This is a genomic window from Arenibacter sp. S6351L, from assembly GCF_023016025.1.
In the GTDB taxonomy this organism is placed as follows: domain Bacteria; phylum Bacteroidota; class Bacteroidia; order Flavobacteriales; family Flavobacteriaceae; genus Arenibacter; species Arenibacter algicola_B.
In genome coordinates this window covers 13,108-34,758 of sequence record NZ_JALKBB010000030.1, presented here as the reverse complement: position 1 = coordinate 34,758, position 21,651 = coordinate 13,108, and the positions used below count along the sequence as shown (strand labels likewise).

The window sequence follows — 21,651 nt, the reverse complement described above, 5'->3', positions numbered from 1 at the left end:
TTGTTATAAATTTTTAAGCGCAAATTTTATAATGTCCTCTACGCTTAGTCCAGGGTCTTGGGCAACTACTTTATCCACAACCTTTTCAGCTTGCTTGCGGACAAAACCAAGAACCTCTAATGCAGATAACGCTTCATCTTTATTTGTATTGTTTGATGGGATGGAAAGTTCATCAATATCGTAGACTTTTAAAACCTTGTCCTTTAGGTCCAGAATTACCCGCTGTGCCGTTTTGGCGCCGATACCCTTGATTCCCTGAATAGTAGGCACATCCCCAGTTGCAATGGCATCCCTAATTTGACCCGGAGACAGGGAGGACAACATAGTTCTAGCCGTGCTGGATCCTATTCCGGATACCGACAACAGCAATCTAAATATCTCCCTTTCGGACTTTTCGGAGAAACCGAACAAAGTATGTGAATCTTCCTTTACTTGTAGATGGGTGTATAGTTGAATGCTTTCCGAATCCCCAATTTTTGAAAACGTGTGCAACGAAATATTTACAAAATACCCCACTCCCGCACATTCGATTACAATATGGGTGGGATTTTTTTCAACAAGTTTTCCTTTTAAATGGGTAATCATTAGTTAACAACGGTTTCAGAATTCAGGTTTCAGAAATTTGAAACTTGAATTTATTTCAACTATTTTATTTTTGTGTTTTTGCCAATTTTCTCTTCTCCCTTTCTTGGGCATCAATAACCGCAACAGCAGTCATATTGACCATCTCGTCTACACTGGCCCCCAATTGAAGGATGTGCACGGAACGTCTTAAACCTACCATGATAGGACCAATGGAATCTGCTTGGTTCAATTCCTTCAGCAGCTTATAGGTAATATTGGCCGACTCCAAATTTGGAAAAATAAGGGTATTTACTTTTTTACCGGACAATTTGGAAAAGGGAAATTTACCCTGGTGCAATTCTTTGTTCAAAGCAAAATCGATTTGCAGTTCTCCATCCACTACCAATTCCGGGTTGGTAGCATGCAATATTTTTACAGCTTCCTTTACTTTGGTAGCACGAGGATGTGTAGAAGACCCAAAATTAGCATAGGACAATAGGGCCATTACGGGGCTAAAGCCAAAAGTTACGGCTACATTGGCCGTCATCTTGGCAATTTCGGCAATTTCCTCGGCACTGGGATCAATATTGATGGAAGTATCGGCTAAAAACAATGGACCCCTTTCGGTAATCATAATGTTTACGGTAGACACTTTCTTAACATTGGCAGCCCTTCCGATTACCTCGAATACCGGTTTCACCACGGTTGGATATGCCCTGGAATATCCGGAAATCATTCCATCCGCATCTCCCTCCAAAACCATCATTGCAGCAAAATAGTTACGCTCCCTCATCTTTGCACGGGCACTGAAAAGACTTACCCCACTACGCTGCCTATTTTCAAAATATTTGGAAGCATAATGATTTCTCTTATCATTGGCTTCATCCGCATGGGAATCTATAACGAGTATATCGGCATCGAATTCCAGTTCCTGCATCAATTCCGCAATAACCGCTTTATTCCCCAATAAAATTGGCGTTGCCAAGCCTTCTTCGTAGGCAATTTGGGCCGCTTTTAGTACGTCCAAATGGTCGGCCTCCGCATAAACAATTCTTTTAGGGTTTATTTTGGCACGATCGTGTAGCAATCTAACTATCTTGTTATCGTTACCAGAACGCTGTAGTAGCTCCTCTTTATATCTGTCCCAATCATCAATGGGCATTTTGGCCACTCCACTTTCCATGGCCGCCTTTGCAACGGCAGGTGGTATTTCAGATATCAATCTTGGATCGAAGGGTTTTGGAATTATATAATCCCGCCCAAAAGTCAACCTTGTTTGTCCATAAGCAATATTCACCTGTTCCGGAACGGGCTCCTTGGTAAGTTCCGCCAAAGCCTTTACTGCAGCCATTTTCATAGCTTCATTTATCTTGGTGGCCCTGACATCCAATGCCCCTCTAAAAATAAAAGGAAATCCTAAAACATTGTTCACTTGATTAGGATGGTCGGACCTACCTGTGGCCATGATAATATCCTTTCTGGTTTTTATGGCCAGGTTGTAATCTATTTCCGGATCTGGATTGGCCATGGCAAAAACTATAGGATCTTTAGCCATGGACAATAACATTTTTTCAGAAACGATATCCTTCACCGAAAGACCAATAAATACATCGGCATCTTTCATTGCTTCTTCCAAGGTATCGATCTTTCTATCTGTCGCAAACTCCAATTTCTCTGAAGTCAGGTTATCCCGATCACTGCGGATAACCCCTTTACTATCCAACATTACTATGTTTTTGTCACTTGCCCCAAATGCCTTGTACAGACGGGTGCAGGAAACGGCAGCCGCACCTGCTCCACTTACAACGATACGGACATCACTAATTTTTTTATTGGTAAGCACCAAAGCGTTCAAAAGGGCAGCAGAGGATATTATAGCTGTTCCGTGTTGATCGTCGTGCATTACCGGAATATCCAGCTCTTCTTTTAAACGTCTTTCTATTTCAAAAGCTTCAGGAGCCTTTATATCCTCCAAATTTATACCCCCGAATGTTGGGGCAATTATCTTTACTGTTTCTATGAATTTTTCAACATCGGTGGTATCCAATTCAATATCTATTCCGTCTATATCGGCGAAAATCTTAAATAGCAAGCACTTGCCTTCCATCACCGGCTTTGAAGCCTCGGGTCCAATATCGCCCAATCCTAGGACAGCAGTTCCATTGGATATTACGGCCACTATATTTCCTTTGGCCGTATACTTGTATACGTTATCCTTGTTTTTGGCTATTTCCAGGCAGGGCTCGGCCACACCAGGGGAATATGCAAGACCCAGATCCCTTTGGGTAGCATAAGGCTTGGTAGGAACTATTTTTATCTTCCCAGGTTGCGGTTTGGCGTGATACACCAGTGCTTCCCTTCTTGTCTTTTGCTTGCTCATATAGTGTGGTATTAGAAAAACAAAGTTAACAGTATTCTTTAAATTAATAGAATTTAAAAAAGTAATCTATCATAGTTGTAAAAGAGGAAAAGTAATTCAATATTCAAATACCCCAATACACGGCCTCCCCAGACCTCTGGCCAAAAGGCGGGACAGGCATTCCCAAGGAGAGGGATGGGCTCCCAAAACGATTATTGGTCTAAAAAGCTCAACTTCCGCCCTACTTCAGAAATTCAATGTTTCGTTTTAAACCGGAGAACTTAGTACGCTTTACGGCGGGTTTCTGGAATACCTACTTAAAGACATCCTCCGTAATTTCCTCCCAGTCCTTTTTGGTCGACCTCCCCTGACCCCTCCCAAGGAGGGGGATAAGTTCCTATAACGAAAATAAGTCTAAAAAATAACCAACCTAATGCCTAATTCAAAAACTCAATGTTGCGTTTTAAACCAGAGAATTTAGTGCGTTTTACGGCTGATTTCTGGAACACCTTCTTAAAAACATCCTCCGTAATTTCCTCTCAATCTTTTTTGGTCGACCTCCCCTGACCCTTCCCAAGGAGGGGGATAGGTTCCGATAACGATAATGGCGCCTAAAAAAATAAACTTCCGTCCTACTTCAAAAACTCAATGTTCCGTTTTAAACCGGAGAATTTGGTGCGCTTTACGGCAGACTTCTGGAACACCTTCTTAAAGACATCCTCCGTAATTTCTTCCCAATCCTTTTTGGTCATTGAAAGTAATTGGGGATTGGGATTGAACAATGGTTCGCGATGGGGTTTAGAAAATCGGTTCCAAGGGCATACATCCTGACACACATCACAACCAAACATCCAATCGTCCATTTTACCTTTGAATTCTGTAGGCATCTCGTTCTTTAATTCGATGGTAAGGTAAGATATGCACTTACTGCCATCTACCACATAAGGCTCCACTATTGCCTGGGTGGGGCAGGCATCGATACAGGCAGTACAGGTACCACAATGATCGGTTACCCTATGGTCGTACTCCAGTTCCAAGTCGACTATCAATTCGGCTATAAAGTAAAAAGATCCCACTTGCTGCGTCAGCAGATTACTGTGTTTTCCTATCCAACCCAATCCGCTCTTTGCCGCCCAAGCCTTATCCAGGACAGGTGCGGAATCCACAAAAGCCCTACCGTGCACTTCCCCAATTTCTTGGGCAATAAATTCTTGTAGTTCCTTTAGTTTGGATTTAATGACATGATGGTAATCCTGTCCGTAGGCATATTTTGACACCTTAAAGGTGTTTTCTTTTTGAGATTCTTCCGGGAAATAATTAAGCAGAAGGGAAATTACGGATTTAGACCCTTCCACCAATTTGGTAGGATCCAATCGTTTATCGAAATGGTTTTCCATATAGCCCATTTCCCCATGCATGTTCTTATTGAGCCACTTTTCCAATCTAGGGGCTTCCTCCTCCAAAAATTCGGTCTTGGATATACCGCAAGATAAAAAGCCGAGGCGTTTGGCTTCGGTTTTTATAAGGCTGGAATGTAAGGTTTTATTATTCAAAACAATTTCGTCAAAACTAGAGAAAAAACAAAGGTCGCCAATATTTCATTATTATCTTTTTAAAATACAATTCCATTTACAATCATTTGATTGTAAATCATACAAGTTTTATAACATCTCGTACACATTTTCCCCTGATTATCATGTGTTTTTTCTAAGTTCACAAATTAAAAAATCAATAGAACTATAAATCCATGAAAATCATTTTAAGACTTACGTTATGTTTAGTTGCTTGCAGTGCTTTAATAACAACATCATGTTCCAAAGACGGGGAAGTAGGACCGGCTGGCTCACAGGGACCACAGGGTGAACAAGGAATTCAAGGTATTGAAGGTGAACAGGGCATAAAAGGGGATACGGGAAATGCCAATGTAAAACATTATGACTTCGTTATTGCAAACACAGATTGGAGTACAAACCTTCATTTTGGAGGTGGCAATGAAGGTCGGTATTATAATATTCCCGCAGATAGTCTAGGAGGCATATCTCTATATAGTTTTTATGATAAGGGCAATGCAGTACTGGCCTACGCCATGCCGACCTATGCAGCAGGCTCTGATCGGGAAACCGTGCCTAACACTATAAAACCATTACCATACTCCACAATGGTTTCAAGTTCTACGGATCAATTTGGATTACTAATCGATATTCTAGTTAATGAGAGTCGACTTTTTTTAGCAAAAACAATAAATGGGTACGAGCCTGACCGAATTCCAGATGAAGACATGCCAGCTACTATAGATTTTAGGATTGTACTCATAGAATCTTCCAATGCGTTAACAGGAAAATCCAGCAAAGAAAACATTCTTGATGACCTAAAGGCATCAGGTGTTGATGTACGCAACTATAGTGAGGTAATGGATCATTTTAACTTACCCTATTAAATTATTATTGGGAAACAACTAAAATCCGAGGCATTTCGCTTCGGATTTTATCTTGGAACGAATTTCAGCGGGACTTCCTTTGGCTTTAAGGAAATGAGCGGGTTGAGTTCGACGGTTTTCAAATCGGACCGAAGACTATATTTCTTCAGTATCGCTGCAACCGTCAAAATCATTTCATACATGGCAAAATTATTGCCCACGCACATTCTGGGACCGGCCCCAAACGGATAGTAATGGTCCCCATAATCCTTTTTGTCCGTTCCCTTAAATCTATTGGGGTCATATTCCAATGGCCTGTTCCAAAAATGGCCATAGCGATGTAATTCGTAAATGGACATAAGCACCATGGTACCTTTTGGTAGTTCAATATCTTCAAACATATCATCTTCGGTGGCCACCCTATCTATTACATAAGCTGGTGGATACAACCGTAATGCCTCCTCTATACATTGTTTAACAAATTGAAGCTGCATCACTCCTTGCATTAAATCAACATTACCGTCCTCAAAATCAACCTTTGACACTTCCTCATAAACTTGATCCTGCATTGCCGGATTTTTAGCCAAAAGAAACAGGGTGAAACTAAGTGCATTGGCTGTGGTTTCATGACCTGCTATAAAAAGAATCAACACTTCATCCAACAATTGCCCATCTGGCATTGGGGTGCCATCATCATAACGTGCCCTAAGAAGCATATCCAACAAATCATCTTTTTCCAATCCAGATCTCCTCCGCTCTTCAACAATATCCAAAAGTAGCCTCTTGCCTTCACCGGCCATTTTCAAGTGCTTATCTATTTTACCACTGAGTCTATACCACCATTTTAGATATGGTTGCCGCATTTCTTTGATCAACATGCGCTGATTGGCCTCGGTAATATGTTGGAGTCGTGACATCCTTTCGCGAATATCCGAACTACTAAAAAGGGATTTGGCAACAACCTGAAATGCAAGATCGCCCATAAGTGGAAAAACATCCTGCTCCATGCCAGGCTCTATACGTTCCAGTTCCAGTAGTATGGCCTCCCTCATGACCCCCATTAAATTATGGAGCTTTTTCTTGTGAAAAGCTGGCTGCACCATTCTTCTATGAGTGCGCCAATGTTCACCACTGGAGGTTAGAATACCATGACCAACGTACTTGGCCAAATCCACTGTTTGCAAAGAGGATTTTTCGTATTTCCTATGTTGTTTTTGAAGAATATGCTTTATTAATCCGGGGCTTCTGGTAAAAAGGACTATTTCCTTGGAACTTAATTGTACTTTAAAACAATCCCCATATGCCTCAAAATTTTCATGATAAAAGGGCAAAGGATTTTTTAGGATTCTCCCCGCATTTTTTAAGACCTGAAACCTTGATACTAACTTCAAATTGAATATTTAAAAGTGGGGTTGTTCCGCTATAAAATCCAAGTGGACAACAACATCAAAAAAGACCTCCCTGAATATTGCCTTTAATCCTTCCCAGGTGTCTATAGGCAAGTTCCGTAACCTCCCTACCTCTTGGGGTCCTCATGATAAATCCTTGTTGGATCAAGAAAGGTTCATAAACCTCCTCTATGGTTTCTGCACTTTCAGAAACGGCAGTAGCCAAAGTAGTAATCCCCACAGGGCCTCCTTTAAACTTGTCTATAATGGTTGTCAATATCTTGTTGTCCATTTCGTCCAATCCGTGGGCATCCACATTTAAAGCCTTCAGCCCAAACTGTGAGATTTCTATATCGATCTTTCCATTCCCTTTTATTTGGGCAAAGTCTCGGACCCGCCTTAGTAGGGCATTGCATATTCTGGGAGTCCCCCTGCTTCTACCTGCTATTTCTATGGCAGCCTGTTGTGTAATTGGAGTCTTTAATATTTCGGCACTTCGTTCTACTATGGTAGATAGTAGTTCCGTAGAATAATATTGTAATCTACTCTGTATTCCAAAACGAGCTCTCATAGGAGCTGTCAACAAACCAGAGCGGGTTGTAGCCCCGATCAAAGTAAAGGGATTTAAATTAATCTGTACCGATCTGGCATTGGGACCCGATTCTATCATTATATCGATTTTATAATCCTCCATGGCAGAATATAAATATTCTTCCACAATAGGACTCAATCTGTGAATCTCATCAATAAACAACACATCCCTTTCGTCCAGGTTGGTCAGCAAGCCGGCCAAATCCCCTGGCTTATCCAACACAGGGCCCGAAGTCATTTTTATACCCACCCCCAATTCATTGGCCAGGATATGGGCCAAAGTAGTCTTCCCAAGACCCGGAGGACCATGGAACAAAGTGTGATCTAGGGCTTCGCCCCTTAAATTGGCCGCCTGGACAAATATCTTCAGGTTTTCCAATACTTGTTCCTGCCCGGTAAAATCATCAAAGGAAATAGGGCGCAACGCCCTTTCTATATCAAATTCCTCGTTGGAAAAATTACTGGCTGTGGGATCTAGGTTCTCATTCATACTCCAACAAAGATAAAGGAAATTGGAATAGTTTTCTATGAAACAATTATAAGGACACGGACATTCCCAGCTTTTAATTATGATTCCCTTCCTTTTTTCCACAGAGTGGAAGAAAACTAATTAAAATTGCATGTTACAAACCTTGAAGCATGGAATGGGAGACCCCTCCATAAAGGCTGGGTTTATTGGCCCTGGGCATTTCACACACCTACCGCCTTTGAAATACTGATTTTACTAAAAAATAATGTAAATTCATATTATGATAAAGACAACATATCCTCCTAGTATTCTACAGTATATACCTTTCTTTTTTGTTATTTGGTCCGATGATCTTTTGACCATTTCAGAGATTGCCGTGGTAAAAAAAATAATCGACGATGACCAAAACCTTTCTAAAAAAGACAGGGAAACCCTGAACAGTTGGCTCAACACCGCCCAGCCACCTTTGGATACGGAAATAAAATCTTGGCAACGGGCCGTTTCCAATTCCGGCATTAAATTGGTAGAAAGCGACAACCATCCTTTAACTTCTTTTAGCAGGAAATTAATATCGCAAAATGGTTCGGAGCATATATTCAATGAGAATTTATCGGCTATTGAAATAAACCTTGGCATACAACCTAACCATTACCACCATTTGTTCGAGGTGGAAGTTGTTTTGGAAAAAACATCCCATTTTTACGACCCAAAGGAAATTGACCAAATCTTTAAAGGTACTTACCATAGTGAAATAGATGAATTTAGGGACACTTTAAGGGATTCTGTTTTCTCTTGGGAAATAATACCGAACAAGGAAGAATTTAGAAAAAAGGTGCTGTCCCAAGTGCAATATTTGGCTAAGGCAGGATATGGTGCCATGGCCTACCCCGAGGCTTACGGGGGAACAGGCAATATGTCTTTATATGCTACCATTTTTGAAAATCTGATGTATGTGGACGGAAGCCTTACGGTGAAGTTTGGGGTACAATTTGGACTTTTTGGAGGCAGTATACAGAAGTTGGGAACCAAAAAACACCATGATCGCTATTTAACCGCTATTGGGGAGGCCAATTTACTTGGATGTTTCGCAATGACCGAAACGGGCCACGGGTCCAACGTAAGGGGTATAAAAACAACCGCTACCTACAACAAGGAAGATGACAGTATTACCATTCATACCCCAGGCAAGAACGACAACAAGGAATATATAGGAAATGCACTGCACGGTACAATGGCCTCGGTATTTGCACAATTGATCGTTGATGGCAAAAATTACGGTGTACATGCCATTTTAGTACCACTAAGAGACAGTAACAATCGTCTTATGCCGGGCGTACGAATTGAAGATAATGGTTACAAATTAGGGCTCAACGGAGTTGACAATGGTAAGATTTGGTTCGATCAAGTTAAGGTACCACGGGAAAATCTATTGAATAAATACGGGGACATAAAATCTGATGGCACGTATTATTCCGATATAAAAAATGCCAACAAACGCTTTTTCACCATGCTGGGCACCTTGGTCGGCGGACGAATTTGCGTGGCCAAGGGAGCTTTGAGCGGCGCAAAAATGGCCCTGGCCATTGCGGTGAAATATGCGTTACAAAGAAGACAATTTAACGATAACCAAAAAATCCAGGAGGATTTGATCATGGATTACCCATCGCACCAACTAAGACTTACCCCCGCCATTGCCAAATCTTACGTATACCAGGTAACATTGGATTCTATGATGAGTATCTATAGCGATGACAGTATAACTGACAAACGAAAAATAGAGACCCAGGTAGCCGGATTGAAGGCGATTATAACTTGGTTCGCTAACGAAACCATTCAGGAATGTCGTGAAGCCTGCGGAGGAAAGGGCTATTTATTGGAGAATAGAATTGCCGACTTAAAAGCCGATGTGGATATATTTACCACATTTGAAGGCGACAACACAGTACTATTACAATTGGCCGCCAAAGGAATTATGTCCGATTTTAATACTGAATTCAACAGCGCAGGTTTTTCGGCCGTATTTAAACTGTTGGGCACCCAAATCAGTGACAAATTGGTCACCATAAATCCTATATATGCCAACAAGGTGGATAAGGAGCATTTATATAATCCTAAGTTCCACCAACATGCTTTTGACTACAGGACAAGAAGGCTCACCTATTCCGCTGCTATGCGGATTAGGGACTATATCAAGAAAGGGATCCCTACATATCAGGCCTTCTTAAAAGTACAAACTCATTTAATAGCGTTGGGAAAAGCCTACAGTTGTGAATTGGCCTATAACACGTATTTGCAGTTTACAGAAACCATAGAAGACAAGAAAAACCAACAACTCTTTAAAAAACTTGGATGCCTATTTGCATTATCCGAAATTCGGGAAGATGCCTCATGGTATCTGGAACAAGGCTATTTGGGCGGTACCAAGTCCAAAGCCATACGGCAGCGTGTGGAGCGCTTAAGTACAGAGTTCAGGCCGCATATCGAGGTTTTGGTAGATGGATTTGGGATTCCGGACCATTGTTTAACAGCCCCTATTAGTCGTTAATTTTTACGACGATAAAGCTCTGAAGTATCTAGGAATTCCTGCAGATTAATTTTGCTGTCACCAAATACATAGGTCTTGGACGCCCCTTTTGAATAGAGGTCTACCGTAGCTGTTGACAAGACTTCCGCAGAAGAGCTGCCTTCCAAATTTGCTTCGACCGTATTGGCTTCCAACCTTTTTGCCTTTAGGTTGGAATTATCCAATAAATGAAACTGAAAAACATCGGTAAAACCTTCCAAATCGGCCTTGGAATTACGTTGCATATCCAAAACCGTACTTTCCATAACCCCAAATAATCTTAAATCAGCTTTCTCGGCCAAGCGAATATTCAAGGTATCACTGTCTACTTTAAAATTTCCTCTACTATTATCGTTCATTGTAATCTCCATTGCATCGGCATCCACATCTATTTCCACTCTACCGGACCCTGTGGCATTTACCTCAAGAAACTCGGTAGAAAATCTGTTCTTAACCACTATATTCCCCTCATTGGCATTGATCCGGAACAATTCACTGAAATTAACGGTAATGTTCAGTTTTTTCTTTGAGGTTACTTTATAATAGGAACTAATGATAAGTGTTTCATTCACTACCTTAAATTTTAAAACATCGATTAAATTATCGTCCGCTTCAATTATATACTCCCCCATTGTGGCTGCCTGTAGGTTGATATCCAGATCATCATCCAGCTGAATAGCATTAAAAGGTGCCAAGGTCTCTCTAACCTCTATTACATTTCTGTTGCCTTTAATTTTAGGTTTACGCTGGGAATAGACCATACAGCCAACCAATAACACGAAAAATAAAAGTATGTGTCTCACTTTTAATGATTTATAATACATAATAGATCTTTATCTAAAAAATCTGCGATAACCTTCAACATTGGATCACCACAATTTTGCAATTAATTCATATGGTCTGCAACACCAAAAGGTTCCACGGATTACACATATGTAAATGGAAGGTACAAAAAAAGTCCATCTTAGGGATGGACTTTTAAAATTTGTTGATTTCCAATCGTTAATGCTGCATCTCCTCCTCACCCTCATAGAGCGGCATGGTTTGAGGCACATAATCCTGTCCTGGAATTATATACTCCCCGTTTTCATAGGTTTTGCTATAATCATATGGCCATCTATGTACTTCTGGAATAGCTCCAGGCCAGTTGCCGTGAATATGCTCTACTGGTGTAGTCCATTCCAAGCTAGTTGATTTCCATGGATTTTGAACGGCTTTACTTCCGTAGAAAATACTTCTAATAAAATTGAAGGCGAATATTAATTGAGCTCCAGCTGCAATAAGTGCAAACACCGTCATTAATACCTGGATATCGGTCAAATCATCAAACATTGGAAAAGCTGTATTCTCGTAGTACCTACGTGGTACCCCGGCCATTCCAACAAAGTGCATTGGGAAGAAAACACCATAAGAACAGACAGCCGTAATCCAAAAATGCACATAACCCAAGTTCTTGTCCATCATTTTACCGAACATCTTAGGGAACCAGTGGTAAACACCGGCAAACAATCCGTAAAGCGCTGATATACCCATTACCAAGTGGAAGTGGGCAATAACAAAATAAGTATCGTGCACATTAATATCCAAGGTACTGTCCCCAAGAATAATTCCGGTTAATCCACCAGAAATAAAAGTTGAAACCATACCTATGGAAAATAGCATTCCAGGATTCAATTGCAGGTTACCTTTCCATAAAGTAGTAATCCAGTTAAATGCCTTCACCGCAGATGGTATAGCGATCAATAATGTCGTAAAGGTGAAAACAGAACCTAAGAATGGGTTCATACCTGAAATAAACATATGGTGACCCCAAACAATAGTGGACAAGAATGCAATTGCCAAGATAGAGGCAATCATAGCTCTGTAACCAAATATTGGTTTACGGGCGTTTACCGCCATAATTTCGGATACCATACCCATTGCAGGCAAGATTACGATATACACCTCAGGGTGTCCTAAAAACCAGAATAAATGCTCGTACAATACTGGAGAGCCACCTTGATAATGCAATACCTCACCTTGAATAAAAATATCGGATAAGAAGAAGGAAGTACCAAAGCTTCTATCCATTATTAAAAGTAAGGCAGCGGACAAAAGTACCGGGAAAGAAACAACCCCAATAATAGCCGTAACAAAGAAAGCCCATATAGTCAGAGGAAGTCTGGTCATGGACATTCCCTTGGTCCTTAGATTAATTACCGTAACAATATAGTTCAATGACCCCAATAAGGAAGATGCAATAAATATAGCCATTGCTACCAACCAGAGTGTCATACCCATACCTGAACCAGGTTGTGCCATAGGCAACGCACTAAGTGGTGGGTACACCGTCCATCCAGCAGCAGCCGGTCCTGCCTCTAAAAACAAGGAAGAAAGCATAATTACAGAGGACAAAAAGAATAGCCAATATGAAACCATGTTCAGAAACCCTGATGCCATATCACGAGCTCCAATTTGAAGTGGAATCAATAAGTTACTGAAGGTACCACTTAACCCTGCCGTTAAAACAAAGAATACCATGATAGTACCATGAATGGTTACCAATGCCAAGTAAACATCAGCATCCATTACCCCTCCAGGCGCCCATTTGCCCAAAATAAATTCAAAAATTGCAAAAGATTCTCCTGGCCATGCCAATTGCATTCTAAACAATAGTGACATCAAAATACCAATGAATCCCATAATAAGTCCAGTAATTAAATACTGCTTGGAAATCATTTTATGATCTTGACTAAAAATATACTTCGTCACAAAAGTTTCTTTGTGATGATGTCCGTGGTCATCTGAATGGTCTTCTACGTGTGCGTGAGCTGTTACAGACATAGTTCTATTTTTAAATTTTTATAAAGTTATTTTAAAGACTAAATTATTGTGCCGAAGCCATTGACTTACCAAAAGTCTGCTGACTTGCTATCCAAGCATTATATTCCTCCTCAGTTTCAACAATAATTTTCATTTGCATATTATAATGGGATTTCCCACATATCTTATTACACAACAAGATATAATCAAATTCCCAAGGATCGGAATTGTCCATTCCTTTGGCGGCCTTTTCAGCCCTGATTCCATTAATTCGCTTTACCTTATCCACAACATCAGGATTTTGTCTCATTTCTGCTGTGGTAATGGTTGGAGTAAAAGAAAATTGAGTTATCATACCCGGCACACAGTTCATCTGAGCCCTAAAGTGCGGCATATAAGCCGAATGCAACACATCTTGGGAACGCATTTTAAAATTAACCTTGCGCCCTACTGGCAAATGCAATTCCTTAACAATAATATCATCGGCCGCATTAGGATCCGAGTTATCCAACCCCAAAACATTTGCATTGTCAATATCGATCATTCTAACGTTGGCATCACCCAAAACGTTATCATTACCTGCATATCTTGCAGTCCAACTAAATTGTTGGGCATATAATTCAATGGTAAGAGGATCATCCTCATCATTGATATCCATAATATTGGTCCATGCATATAATCCCCACAAAATTAATCCTGCCAAAACGATAACCGGAATAATGGTCCATATGAATTCCAAACGGTCGTTATCCGCAAAGAACAATGCCTTTCTTTCCCTATCTCCCCTATACTTATAAGCAAAATAGTGCAACAAAAACTGTGTCAAAGTTTGCACTATAAAGATAATAACAAAAGACAACAACATTAAAGAATCGTAACCACCACCATGCTCGGAAGCAGCTTCGGGCAAAAGCACCTTGCTATATTTCCAAAAGCTAAAAATGGTAATTCCATAAAGGAAAATCAAAAAAGCGAACATCAAATACCCATTGTATTTATTATCCGTTTCACTGGCTACTTGGGAATTGCTAGCTCTAATTTGTGACAATTCGAATATCTTGGTCATTTGCCAGATTGCAATTGCCACTAATACTAAAACAACTATGGTCAATAATGGAGTCATCGTATGATTTGAAATTATACTTATATACTAAATACTAATAATGAAAATGCTTACTCTCTTCTATAAATGGATTGCGCTTTGGCTGCAACGGAGCCTTGGTCAATGCCCTGAATACAAAAAAGATAAACAATCCTGCAAAGAACAATATGGACCCAATCTCAGGGATTCCAATGAACCACTGATCCCCAACGGTAGCTGGCATTATGGCGTTAAAAATATCCAAATAGTGTCCGGCCAAAATTACTATCCCTGTCATAATAACAAACCAATTAACCCTTTTGTAATCACTGTTCATAAGCAAAAGTACCGGGAACAAAAAGTTCATGGCCACCATTCCAAAAAATGGCAGATTGAAATCCGCTATCCTGGTAACATAATACGTTACTTCTTCAGGAATATTGGAATACCAAATCAGCATAAATTGGGAGAACCATAAATAGGTCCAGAAAATACTGATCCCGAACATGAATTTAGCCAAATCATGAATATGACTATCATTAACATCCGGCAAATACCCTCTAGACTTAAGGTAAATGGTTACCATTGCAATAACGGTAATCCCGGACACAAACATACTCGCAAAAATATACCATCCGAACAAGGTGCTGAACCAATGTGGATCCACACTCATGATCCAATCCCAAGACATCATGGACTCAGATATTAAATAAAATACCAAAAATGCCGCTGAAATTCTAAAATTCAACTTAAAATTGGAGTCATCGTTGGACTCATCCTGAGCCAAGGACAATTTACGGGAATACTCCCTATATAAGATCCAGCCTCCCAAGAAGACTGCTGCCCTGATCAAGAAAAAAGTACCATTAAGAAAACCTGCCTTCCCTTGCAAAAGTGCGTCATGCGCAACCACCTCAGGATCCATCCATACGAACAAATGATTCATATGGGCTACCGACAAGGCCAATATTACAAATACAATGATACCACCTGGTACCAGATATGCCGTAATTCCCTCCATTACCCTGAAAAGCAATGGCGACCAACCAGCCTGTGCTGCTCGTTGAATAGCGTAAAAAGCCAGAACTCCCAAAGCTATCATAAAAAAGAAGAAAGCTGCCACATATAATGCTGCCCATGGTTTGTTCTGCAATTGGTGCAATAAATGTTCGTCATGAGATGCATCATGTGCATCCCCGTGCCCCATTTCCTCACCATGACCTTCCGCAACCGCATGGGCATCCCCATGACCGTCTCCGTGTCCGGCAACAATTGCCTTTGCCTCCTCTACAGTGCTTGGCGCAGCCATAAAACCGATACCAATTCCCAAAACGCCTACAGCCATTAAAATGAAGGAAGCAATTTTTAATCTATTTGAAAAAGTGTACATATTGCTAATATCTAGGTCTTATTTTGTTAAATCTTGTTTCAATTTCATTACGTATTCAGCAACCTTCCAACGCTCTTCAGTATCCAATTGCCCTGCATAGGATCCCATAGAATTCAATCCGTAGTAGATGGCATGATATGAAGTTCCAACTGTAATGTTCCTGGCTACATCAGCATAGCTGGGGACACCCAATATCTTTTCCCTTTTCACCAAGTTACCTTGTCCGTCTCCTTTATCTCCGTGACAAATTGCACAATAAATTGTATATAATTCTTTACCCACAGCTAGATTGGCCTCTTGATTTAGAGAATCCAACGGACTTGGGTTAAGTCTTGCCAATTCCTTTCCTTCCATGGTATTTTCAATTCCGTAAGGTATCCATCCCCTTGCTACGGTATTTTCGGCCGGAAGTCCAGCTTCCATCCCATCTGGAAGAAAATCCACTTTCTGATAGGTCTCATAACCTACGGACTCATACATATTGGGCATGTATTGATAGTTTCTGCTATTCGTGTTTGCACAAGAAGCAACTAATAATACCAAACCAAACAAGACTCCTATTTTGCTAAAACTGTTCATAATATCTATGACTACTTTTCTGTAATATTAATTTCGACTGCTCCCGTATCCATCAACAAATCCTTCAATTCCTGCTCGTTGTCATGAATTTCGATTTCCATTAAAAAATGATCATCTGTTGTTCTTACATCAGGATTTTCAGCTTCTTTAAAAGGCCATAACCTACTTCTAAGATAAAAAGTAATTACCATTAAATGCGCCGCGAAAAATACCGTCAACTCAAACATAATAGGCACAAAAGCCGGCATGTTCTCCAAATAGCTAAAACTGGGTTTACCCCCAATATCCTGTGGCCAATCCTGGATCATAATGTAATTCATCATTACAATTGCCACTGTAAGACCAACACAACCATACAAAAAGGACGTTATTGCAATCCTAGTTGGAGCAAGCCCCATTGCTTTGTCCAAACCATGCACCGGAAAAGGACAATAAACTTCTTCAATATGATGCTTTGCCGCTTTTACCTTTTTAACAGCATGCATTAGCACATCGTCATCATTATAAAAAGCATGTATAACTTTCGACGCCATAATTATTTCTTATTATTTAAAATCTTTGCTTGTCCTGCCCAATCGTCTCTTTGTGCCCTACCAGGGAACGACTCCGTAATAGAATCCAATAGATCATATTCCTTATCTGTCATACGACCAACCTGTGCGAATGTGTATATTCCTATTTGATTCAAGGTAGCTTCCATTTGAGGCCCAATACCCTTGATCTTCTTAAGATCATCCGCGGTCTCCTTGGTAGGATCAAATGTACCTATAGTTCCCAAAAGTTCAGAAACTCCTACTTTATCACCAGCCTTTGGAACAACTTCCCCCATCAACACATCATCAGTGATAGGCTCCTTTTCCTTTACAACTATTTTACTTTTGGATATCTCGTACAAAGGCTTGCCCGCATCCCTCAATTTCTTATACTTCTCTCCAGAGGATTTTAAAATAGACTTCACCTCTGCCTGAGCAATAACCGGGAAAGTTCTAGCGTACAATAAGAACAGTACAAAGAAGAATCCTATGGTTCCGATGAATATTCCTATATCTACAAATGTTGGGGAGAACATTGTCCATGAAGACGGAAGGTAATCCCTATGCAATGATGTTACGATAATTACAAAACGCTCAAACCACATCCCTATGTTTACCACAATAGAAATAAAGAAAGAGAACATGATACTTGTCCTAAGTTTCTTGAACCACATGAATTGTGGAGAGAACACATTACAGGTCATCATTGCCCAATAAGCCCACCAGTAAGGACCGGTAGCCCTGTTCAAGAATGCATACTGCTCGTACTCAACACCGGAATACCAAGCCATAAACAACTCCGTAATATAGGCACAACCTACAATGGAACCGGTCAACATAATTACTATGTTCATCAATTCTATATGCTGTACAGTAATATACGCCTCTAAATGACATACTTTTCTCATGATGATCAACAAGGTGTTCACCATGGCGAAACCAGAGAAAATAGCCCCCGCAACGAAGTATGGAGGAAAGATGGTGGTATGCCATCCTGGTATTACCGACGTGGCAAAGTCAAAGGATACAATGGTATGCACAGAAAGTACCAAAGGCGTGGCCAAACCTGCCAAAACCAAGGAAACCTCCTCAAAACGCTGCCAATCCTTGGCGCGACCCGTCCATCCAAAACTTATTAAACTGTATATCTTCTTCTGGAAAGGCCTCACCGCCCTATCACGTATCATAGCAAAATCCGGCAGCAAACCTGTCCACCAGAATACCAGAGATACCGAAAGGTAGGTTGAGATTGCGAACACATCCCAAAGCAATGGCGAATTAAAGTTTACCCAAAGCGATCCAAACTGGTTAGGGATAGGCAATACCCAATAAGCCAACCATGGACGACCCATGTGGATAATAGGAAACAATCCCGCCTGAACAACCGAGAAAATGGTCATCGCCTCCGCAGAACGGTTAATAGCCATTCTCCATTTCTGTCTAAACAGTAATAGTACCGCAGAGATCAAGGTTCCAGCATGACCAATACCTACCCACCAAACGAAGTTGGTAATATCCCAGGCCCAGCCTACTGTTTTATTTAATCCCCATGTACCGATACCCGTAGATACCGTGTAAATTATACAGCCAACACCCCATAGGAATGCCGCTAATGCAATGGAAAATACAATCCACCAATGCTTATTGGCTTTCCCTTCAACCGGAGCTGCAATGTCCACGGTTACATCGTGGTATCCTTTATCTCCAAGAACTAAGGGTTTTCGTATAGGTGCTTCGTAATGCGACGCCATAATTTAATATATAGTTACGTTCCTTTAATTTGATTAAGCTTCGTTCGTATTCCTCACTTTCACGTGATAAAAAACATTTGGTTTAGTCCCAACATGCTCCAACAAGTGATACATGCGGTTACTTTCCTTTAATTTTACAATTTCACTCTCGGCATCATTTACATCCCCAAACTTCATTGCACCATTGCTACAGGCTGCAGAACAGGCGGTTTGAAACTCCCCATCCTTTACAACACGGCCATCCCGTTTGGCATCCAAAATTGTCTTCTGGGTTTTTTGGATACACATAGAGCATTTTTCCATAACACCTCTAGACCTAACGGTAACATCTGGATTGATGACCATCTTACCTAGGTCATTGTTCATGTGGTAATCAAACTCATCGTTCTCATTGTACAAGAACCAGTTGAATCGCCTCACTTTATATGGACAGTTGTTGGCACAGTACCTAGTTCCAACACATCTGTTATAAGCCATATGATTTTGACCCTGACGTCCGTGTGAAGTTGCCGCTACAGGACAAACTGTCTCACATGGTGCATGGTTACAATGCTGGCACATTACAGGCTGGAATGCCACTTGAGGATTGGCTGATGGATCTTCCATTTCACCAAATCCACCCAAGGACCCCTTATCCCCGAACAGGCCATCGAATTCTTCTTTCTTGGTATCATCCTGCGCAAAAGTCTCTTCCGAGCTGTAGTACCTATCGATACGCAACCAGTGCATATCCCTAGATTTTCTTACTTCAGCCTTTCCTACGACCGGTACGTTGTTTTCAGCATGACATGCTATAACACAAGCACCACAACCAGTACAGGCATTCAAATCTATGGACAAGTTGAAGTGATGTCCTATAGATCGGTCAAAACTATCCCACAAATCTACCGAAGTAGCAGGAACTTCCTGATGATCCAATGATACTACAGGAACAACATTCCATTCCTTGGCATCTTTTGTATTAAATATCTCTAAGGTAGTTTCCTTAATAATATCTCCCCTACCCATTAACGTCTTATGCAATTGCACACAAGCAAACTCATGCATCCCAGAAGACTTTTCTATGCTTACCGATTGGGTGTTGGAAAAGTCCTTATACAATGCATAGGCATTCACCCCTGTTTGCATTTCACTTTTCATTCCCACAGTTTTCCCGTATCCAAAAGAAAGTCCCAAAGAACCTGGTGCCTGACCTGGCTGTACAATTACAGGAACACCATCAACAGAAACACCATCAACAGTAAGTTTTACATAACTACCGTTTAAACCACCATCGGCCACATTTTCATTGACCAAGGCCAATTTCTCCGCATCAGCTTTGGAAACGGTTACATAGTTATCCCAAGAAACTCTGGTTATAGGATCAGGGAACTCTTGCAACCAAGGGTTACTTGCCTGCTGTCCGTCACCCATCCCAACTTTGGAATACAAGGTAAGCTCCATACCTTCTGCCGTAGCACCGGATAAACTTCTGATTGCAGAAGCCAAAGGAACCTCCGCTGTCATTTCCGCTTCTTCCGCTACACTAGGGGCAGCAGCCGCAACAACAGCTTCATCCATTACCGGAGAAGCAACAAAAACACCGTCGTGCAATGCCTGACTCCAGTCACTACCCGCCAATATTCCAGCGTTCCAAGTTTCTTTTATATAATCGTAATAAGTTTTATCACTATCCAACCATTGCAACATAGCCGTTTGGATCTGTCTAGTATCGAACAACTCCTTTATGGTAGGCTGCATTAGGCTATAATGCCCTTTCTTTAATTGGGCATCGCCCCAAGATTCCAAATAATGGTTTGAAGCACCTACGTACTGCACCAATTCTGTAGTCTCATTTCTATTGGTGGAGAAGGCCACTGTTAAATCAACATTCTTGATCCCTTCCGCAAAATCTGCGGCATTTGGTAACGAGTATGCCGGGTTAACCCCGTCCAAAAACAAAGCTCCTACTTTGCCAGCTTTTAAATCGGACAACAAGGCATTAACCGCCTTAATATTACCTTGCCTTACATACTTGGGAGCTGCAGCATCGAACGCCTTACTTCCCAACATTTCATTAATGGCCAAAACAACCGACTGGGCATTAACATCCTCTATTCCAGTAACAACAACGGCATTTGATTTATTCTTAAGCACCTGGGCCGCCACTGCATCCAATGCAGCTTTTGCACTTTCAGGAAGATTACCGCTACCGGCAGTGCCATTAAGTTTTCCGTAGAAATAGGCCAAGGCCACTTTTTGCTCGGATGGAGTCAAAGGAACCCTTTTATCAGCATTGGCACCGGTCAAGGACATATTGGCCTCGAACTGCACATGCTTGGACATTTTTCCATTTTTAGGAACCCTACCCTTTGAATATCCGCTATCATATCCTCCACCTTGCCAGTCCCCTAAGAAATCGGCACCGAAGGAAACAATGATTTCGGCATTCTCAAAATTGTAATCCGCCAACGCCCTTTCACCGTATTTGGCTTCAAAAGCAGAAAGCGCAGCATCCTCGGATATGGCATCATAAGTAACATGATCCACATTTACGTATGCTTCCTTGAATTCAGCAATCAATCTAAAAGTAGAAGGACTTGCATATGTTTGCGATAATATCGCGATTTTTTTAGTTGAATTTTTTAAAGACCCCAATTTGGATTTTACCGCTGCATCCAAATCGCTCCAAGCAATAGGCTCCCCATTAAAGGTAGGCCCTTGCAAACGAGTACTATCATACAATGACAATACAGAAGCCTGAACACGCGCATTGGCACTACCGCCAATTTTTGCATCGGTATTATTTTCTATCTTAATTGGTCTACCCTCGCGGGTTTTCACCAAAATACTGGCAAAATCAAAACCATTCGCAATGGTAGTGGCGTAAAAATTGGCCACCCCGGGAATAATATTGTCCGGTTTCACCACATAAGGAATAGATTTGGTCACCGGACCCTCACATGCTGCCAATGAAGCCGCAGCCGTACTAAATCCGACGTACTTAAGAAAATCCCTTCTGTTGGTCGAAGATGCCGCCAATGTCTCCTTATCACCCAAGAAATCATCTACAGGAATCTCTTGAACAAATTCATTTTGTCTTAGCGTCTCAACAATGGAATCGTTGGGGTTTAATTCCGCCTCGCTTTTCCAGTATTTTTTGTTTGATGACATATTATATATCTG

15 protein-coding genes and 2 pseudogenes are annotated in these 21,651 nt (G+C 41.1%); 2 read left to right on the top strand and 15 right to left on the bottom strand.

What is annotated here, in order from left to right; translation table 11 throughout:
* Nucleotides 1–3: 3 nt before the first annotated feature.
* From ruvA to queG, 5 genes and pseudogenes are all read right to left on the bottom strand, one after another.
* Nucleotides 4–585: a Holliday junction branch migration protein RuvA gene (gene ruvA / locus MWU82_RS19845; protein WP_215950158.1), complete on the bottom strand. Its 582-nt coding sequence runs from the start codon at nt 583–585 to the stop codon at nt 4–6.
* Nucleotides 586–649: 64 nt separating this feature from the next.
* Nucleotides 650–2,944 carry an NADP-dependent malic enzyme gene (locus MWU82_RS19840; protein WP_247097674.1) on the bottom strand — a complete coding sequence of 765 codons (2,295 nt, stop codon included), beginning with the start codon at nt 2,942–2,944 and terminating at the stop codon, nt 650–652.
* A 220-nt stretch (nt 2,945–3,164) separates the two neighbouring features.
* Nucleotides 3,165–3,281: pseudogene (locus MWU82_RS19835) on the bottom strand (tRNA epoxyqueuosine(34) reductase QueG); the annotation flags it as partial.
* 79 nt (nt 3,282–3,360) lie between these two features.
* Nucleotides 3,361–3,477: pseudogene (locus MWU82_RS19830) on the bottom strand (tRNA epoxyqueuosine(34) reductase QueG); the annotation flags it as partial.
* 78 nt (nt 3,478–3,555) lie between these two features.
* Nucleotides 3,556–4,476, bottom strand: coding sequence for a tRNA epoxyqueuosine(34) reductase QueG (gene queG / locus MWU82_RS19825; RefSeq protein WP_247097673.1), 921 nt, complete (start codon nt 4,474–4,476; stop codon nt 3,556–3,558).
* Between the two features lie 194 nt (nt 4,477–4,670).
* Here queG and MWU82_RS19820 point away from each other — a divergent pair, with 194 nt between their 5' ends.
* On the top strand, nt 4,671–5,360 hold the full coding sequence (locus tag MWU82_RS19820) for a collagen-like protein (RefSeq protein ID WP_247097672.1): 690 nt from the start codon (nt 4,671–4,673) through the stop codon (nt 5,358–5,360).
* Nucleotides 5,361–5,407: 47 nt separating this feature from the next.
* On the opposite strand, the gene MWU82_RS19815 is transcribed toward MWU82_RS19820, so the two are convergent.
* Nucleotides 5,408–6,730 carry a cytochrome P450 gene (locus tag MWU82_RS19815; protein WP_247097671.1) on the bottom strand — a complete coding sequence of 441 codons (1,323 nt, stop codon included), beginning with the start codon at nt 6,728–6,730 and terminating at the stop codon, nt 5,408–5,410.
* Between the two features lie 55 nt (nt 6,731–6,785).
* Nucleotides 6,786–7,808 (bottom strand): Holliday junction branch migration DNA helicase RuvB, encoded by a 1,023-nt coding sequence (gene ruvB / locus MWU82_RS19810; RefSeq protein WP_031442397.1) that lies wholly within the window; start codon nt 7,806–7,808, stop codon nt 6,786–6,788.
* A 259-nt stretch (nt 7,809–8,067) separates the two neighbouring features.
* On the opposite strand from ruvB, the gene MWU82_RS19805 reads away from it, so the two are divergent.
* A complete protein-coding gene (locus MWU82_RS19805; protein WP_247097670.1) occupies nt 8,068–10,332 on the top strand; it encodes an acyl-CoA dehydrogenase in 2,265 nt (754 codons plus the stop codon).
* Here the strand turns inward: MWU82_RS19805 and MWU82_RS19800 are convergent.
* The 8 genes from MWU82_RS19800 to MWU82_RS19765 form a co-directional block, all read right to left on the bottom strand.
* On the bottom strand, nt 10,329–11,153 hold the full coding sequence (locus MWU82_RS19800) for a DUF2807 domain-containing protein (protein WP_247097669.1): 825 nt from the start codon (nt 11,151–11,153) through the stop codon (nt 10,329–10,331). The genes MWU82_RS19805 and MWU82_RS19800 overlap by 4 nt on opposite strands.
* A gap of 199 nt (nt 11,154–11,352) precedes the next feature.
* Nucleotides 11,353–13,173 (bottom strand): cbb3-type cytochrome c oxidase subunit I, encoded by a 1,821-nt coding sequence (locus tag MWU82_RS19795; RefSeq protein ID WP_247097668.1) that lies wholly within the window; start codon nt 13,171–13,173, stop codon nt 11,353–11,355.
* Nucleotides 13,174–13,216: 43 nt separating this feature from the next.
* Nucleotides 13,217–14,275, bottom strand: coding sequence for a cytochrome c oxidase subunit II (locus MWU82_RS19790; protein WP_247097667.1), 1,059 nt, complete (start codon nt 14,273–14,275; stop codon nt 13,217–13,219).
* Nucleotides 14,276–14,309: 34 nt separating this feature from the next.
* On the bottom strand, nt 14,310–15,623 hold the full coding sequence (locus tag MWU82_RS19785; protein ID WP_215950151.1) for a quinol:cytochrome C oxidoreductase: 1,314 nt from the start codon (nt 15,621–15,623) through the stop codon (nt 14,310–14,312).
* 18 nt (nt 15,624–15,641) lie between these two features.
* Nucleotides 15,642–16,202 carry a cytochrome c gene (locus MWU82_RS19780; protein ID WP_215950150.1) on the bottom strand — a complete coding sequence of 187 codons (561 nt, stop codon included), beginning with the start codon at nt 16,200–16,202 and terminating at the stop codon, nt 15,642–15,644.
* 11 nt (nt 16,203–16,213) lie between these two features.
* Nucleotides 16,214–16,735, bottom strand: a complete 522-nt coding sequence (locus MWU82_RS19775) for a DUF3341 domain-containing protein (RefSeq protein WP_215950149.1) — start codon at nt 16,733–16,735, stop codon at nt 16,214–16,216.
* A gap of 2 nt (nt 16,736–16,737) precedes the next feature.
* Nucleotides 16,738–18,486 (bottom strand): NrfD/PsrC family molybdoenzyme membrane anchor subunit, encoded by a 1,749-nt coding sequence (gene nrfD, locus MWU82_RS19770; protein ID WP_215950148.1) that lies wholly within the window; start codon nt 18,484–18,486, stop codon nt 16,738–16,740.
* Nucleotides 18,487–18,519: 33 nt separating this feature from the next.
* On the bottom strand, nt 18,520–21,639 hold the full coding sequence (locus tag MWU82_RS19765; protein ID WP_247097666.1) for a TAT-variant-translocated molybdopterin oxidoreductase: 3,120 nt from the start codon (nt 21,637–21,639) through the stop codon (nt 18,520–18,522).
* Between the last annotated feature and the right edge of the window lie 12 nt (nt 21,640–21,651).

Excerpts from the sequence above, each read along its gene's own strand:
- nrfD (WP_215950148.1), bottom strand. The coding sequence starts at position 18,486 with ATGGCGTCGCATTACGAAGCACCTATACGAAAACCCTTAGTTCTTGGA.
- MWU82_RS19785 (WP_215950151.1), bottom strand. The coding sequence starts at position 15,623 with ATGTACACTTTTTCAAATAGATTAAAAATTGCTTCCTTCATTTTAATG.
- MWU82_RS19790 (WP_247097667.1), bottom strand. The coding sequence starts at position 14,275 with ATGACTCCATTATTGACCATAGTTGTTTTAGTATTAGTGGCAATTGCA.
- MWU82_RS19840 (WP_247097674.1), bottom strand. The coding sequence starts at position 2,944 with ATGAGCAAGCAAAAGACAAGAAGGGAAGCACTGGTGTATCACGCCAAA.
- MWU82_RS19780 (WP_215950150.1), bottom strand. The coding sequence starts at position 16,202 with ATGAACAGTTTTAGCAAAATAGGAGTCTTGTTTGGTTTGGTATTATTA.
- MWU82_RS19820 (WP_247097672.1), top strand. The coding sequence starts at position 4,671 with ATGAAAATCATTTTAAGACTTACGTTATGTTTAGTTGCTTGCAGTGCT.
- MWU82_RS19775 (WP_215950149.1), bottom strand. The coding sequence starts at position 16,735 with ATGGCGTCGAAAGTTATACATGCTTTTTATAATGATGACGATGTGCTA.
- ruvB (WP_031442397.1), bottom strand. The coding sequence starts at position 7,808 with ATGAATGAGAACCTAGATCCCACAGCCAGTAATTTTTCCAACGAGGAA.
- MWU82_RS19765 (WP_247097666.1), bottom strand. The coding sequence starts at position 21,639 with ATGTCATCAAACAAAAAATACTGGAAAAGCGAGGCGGAATTAAACCCC.
- ruvA (WP_215950158.1), bottom strand. The coding sequence starts at position 585 with ATGATTACCCATTTAAAAGGAAAACTTGTTGAAAAAAATCCCACCCAT.
- MWU82_RS19795 (WP_247097668.1), bottom strand. The coding sequence starts at position 13,173 with ATGTCTGTAACAGCTCACGCACACGTAGAAGACCATTCAGATGACCAC.
- MWU82_RS19805 (WP_247097670.1), top strand. The coding sequence starts at position 8,068 with ATGATAAAGACAACATATCCTCCTAGTATTCTACAGTATATACCTTTC.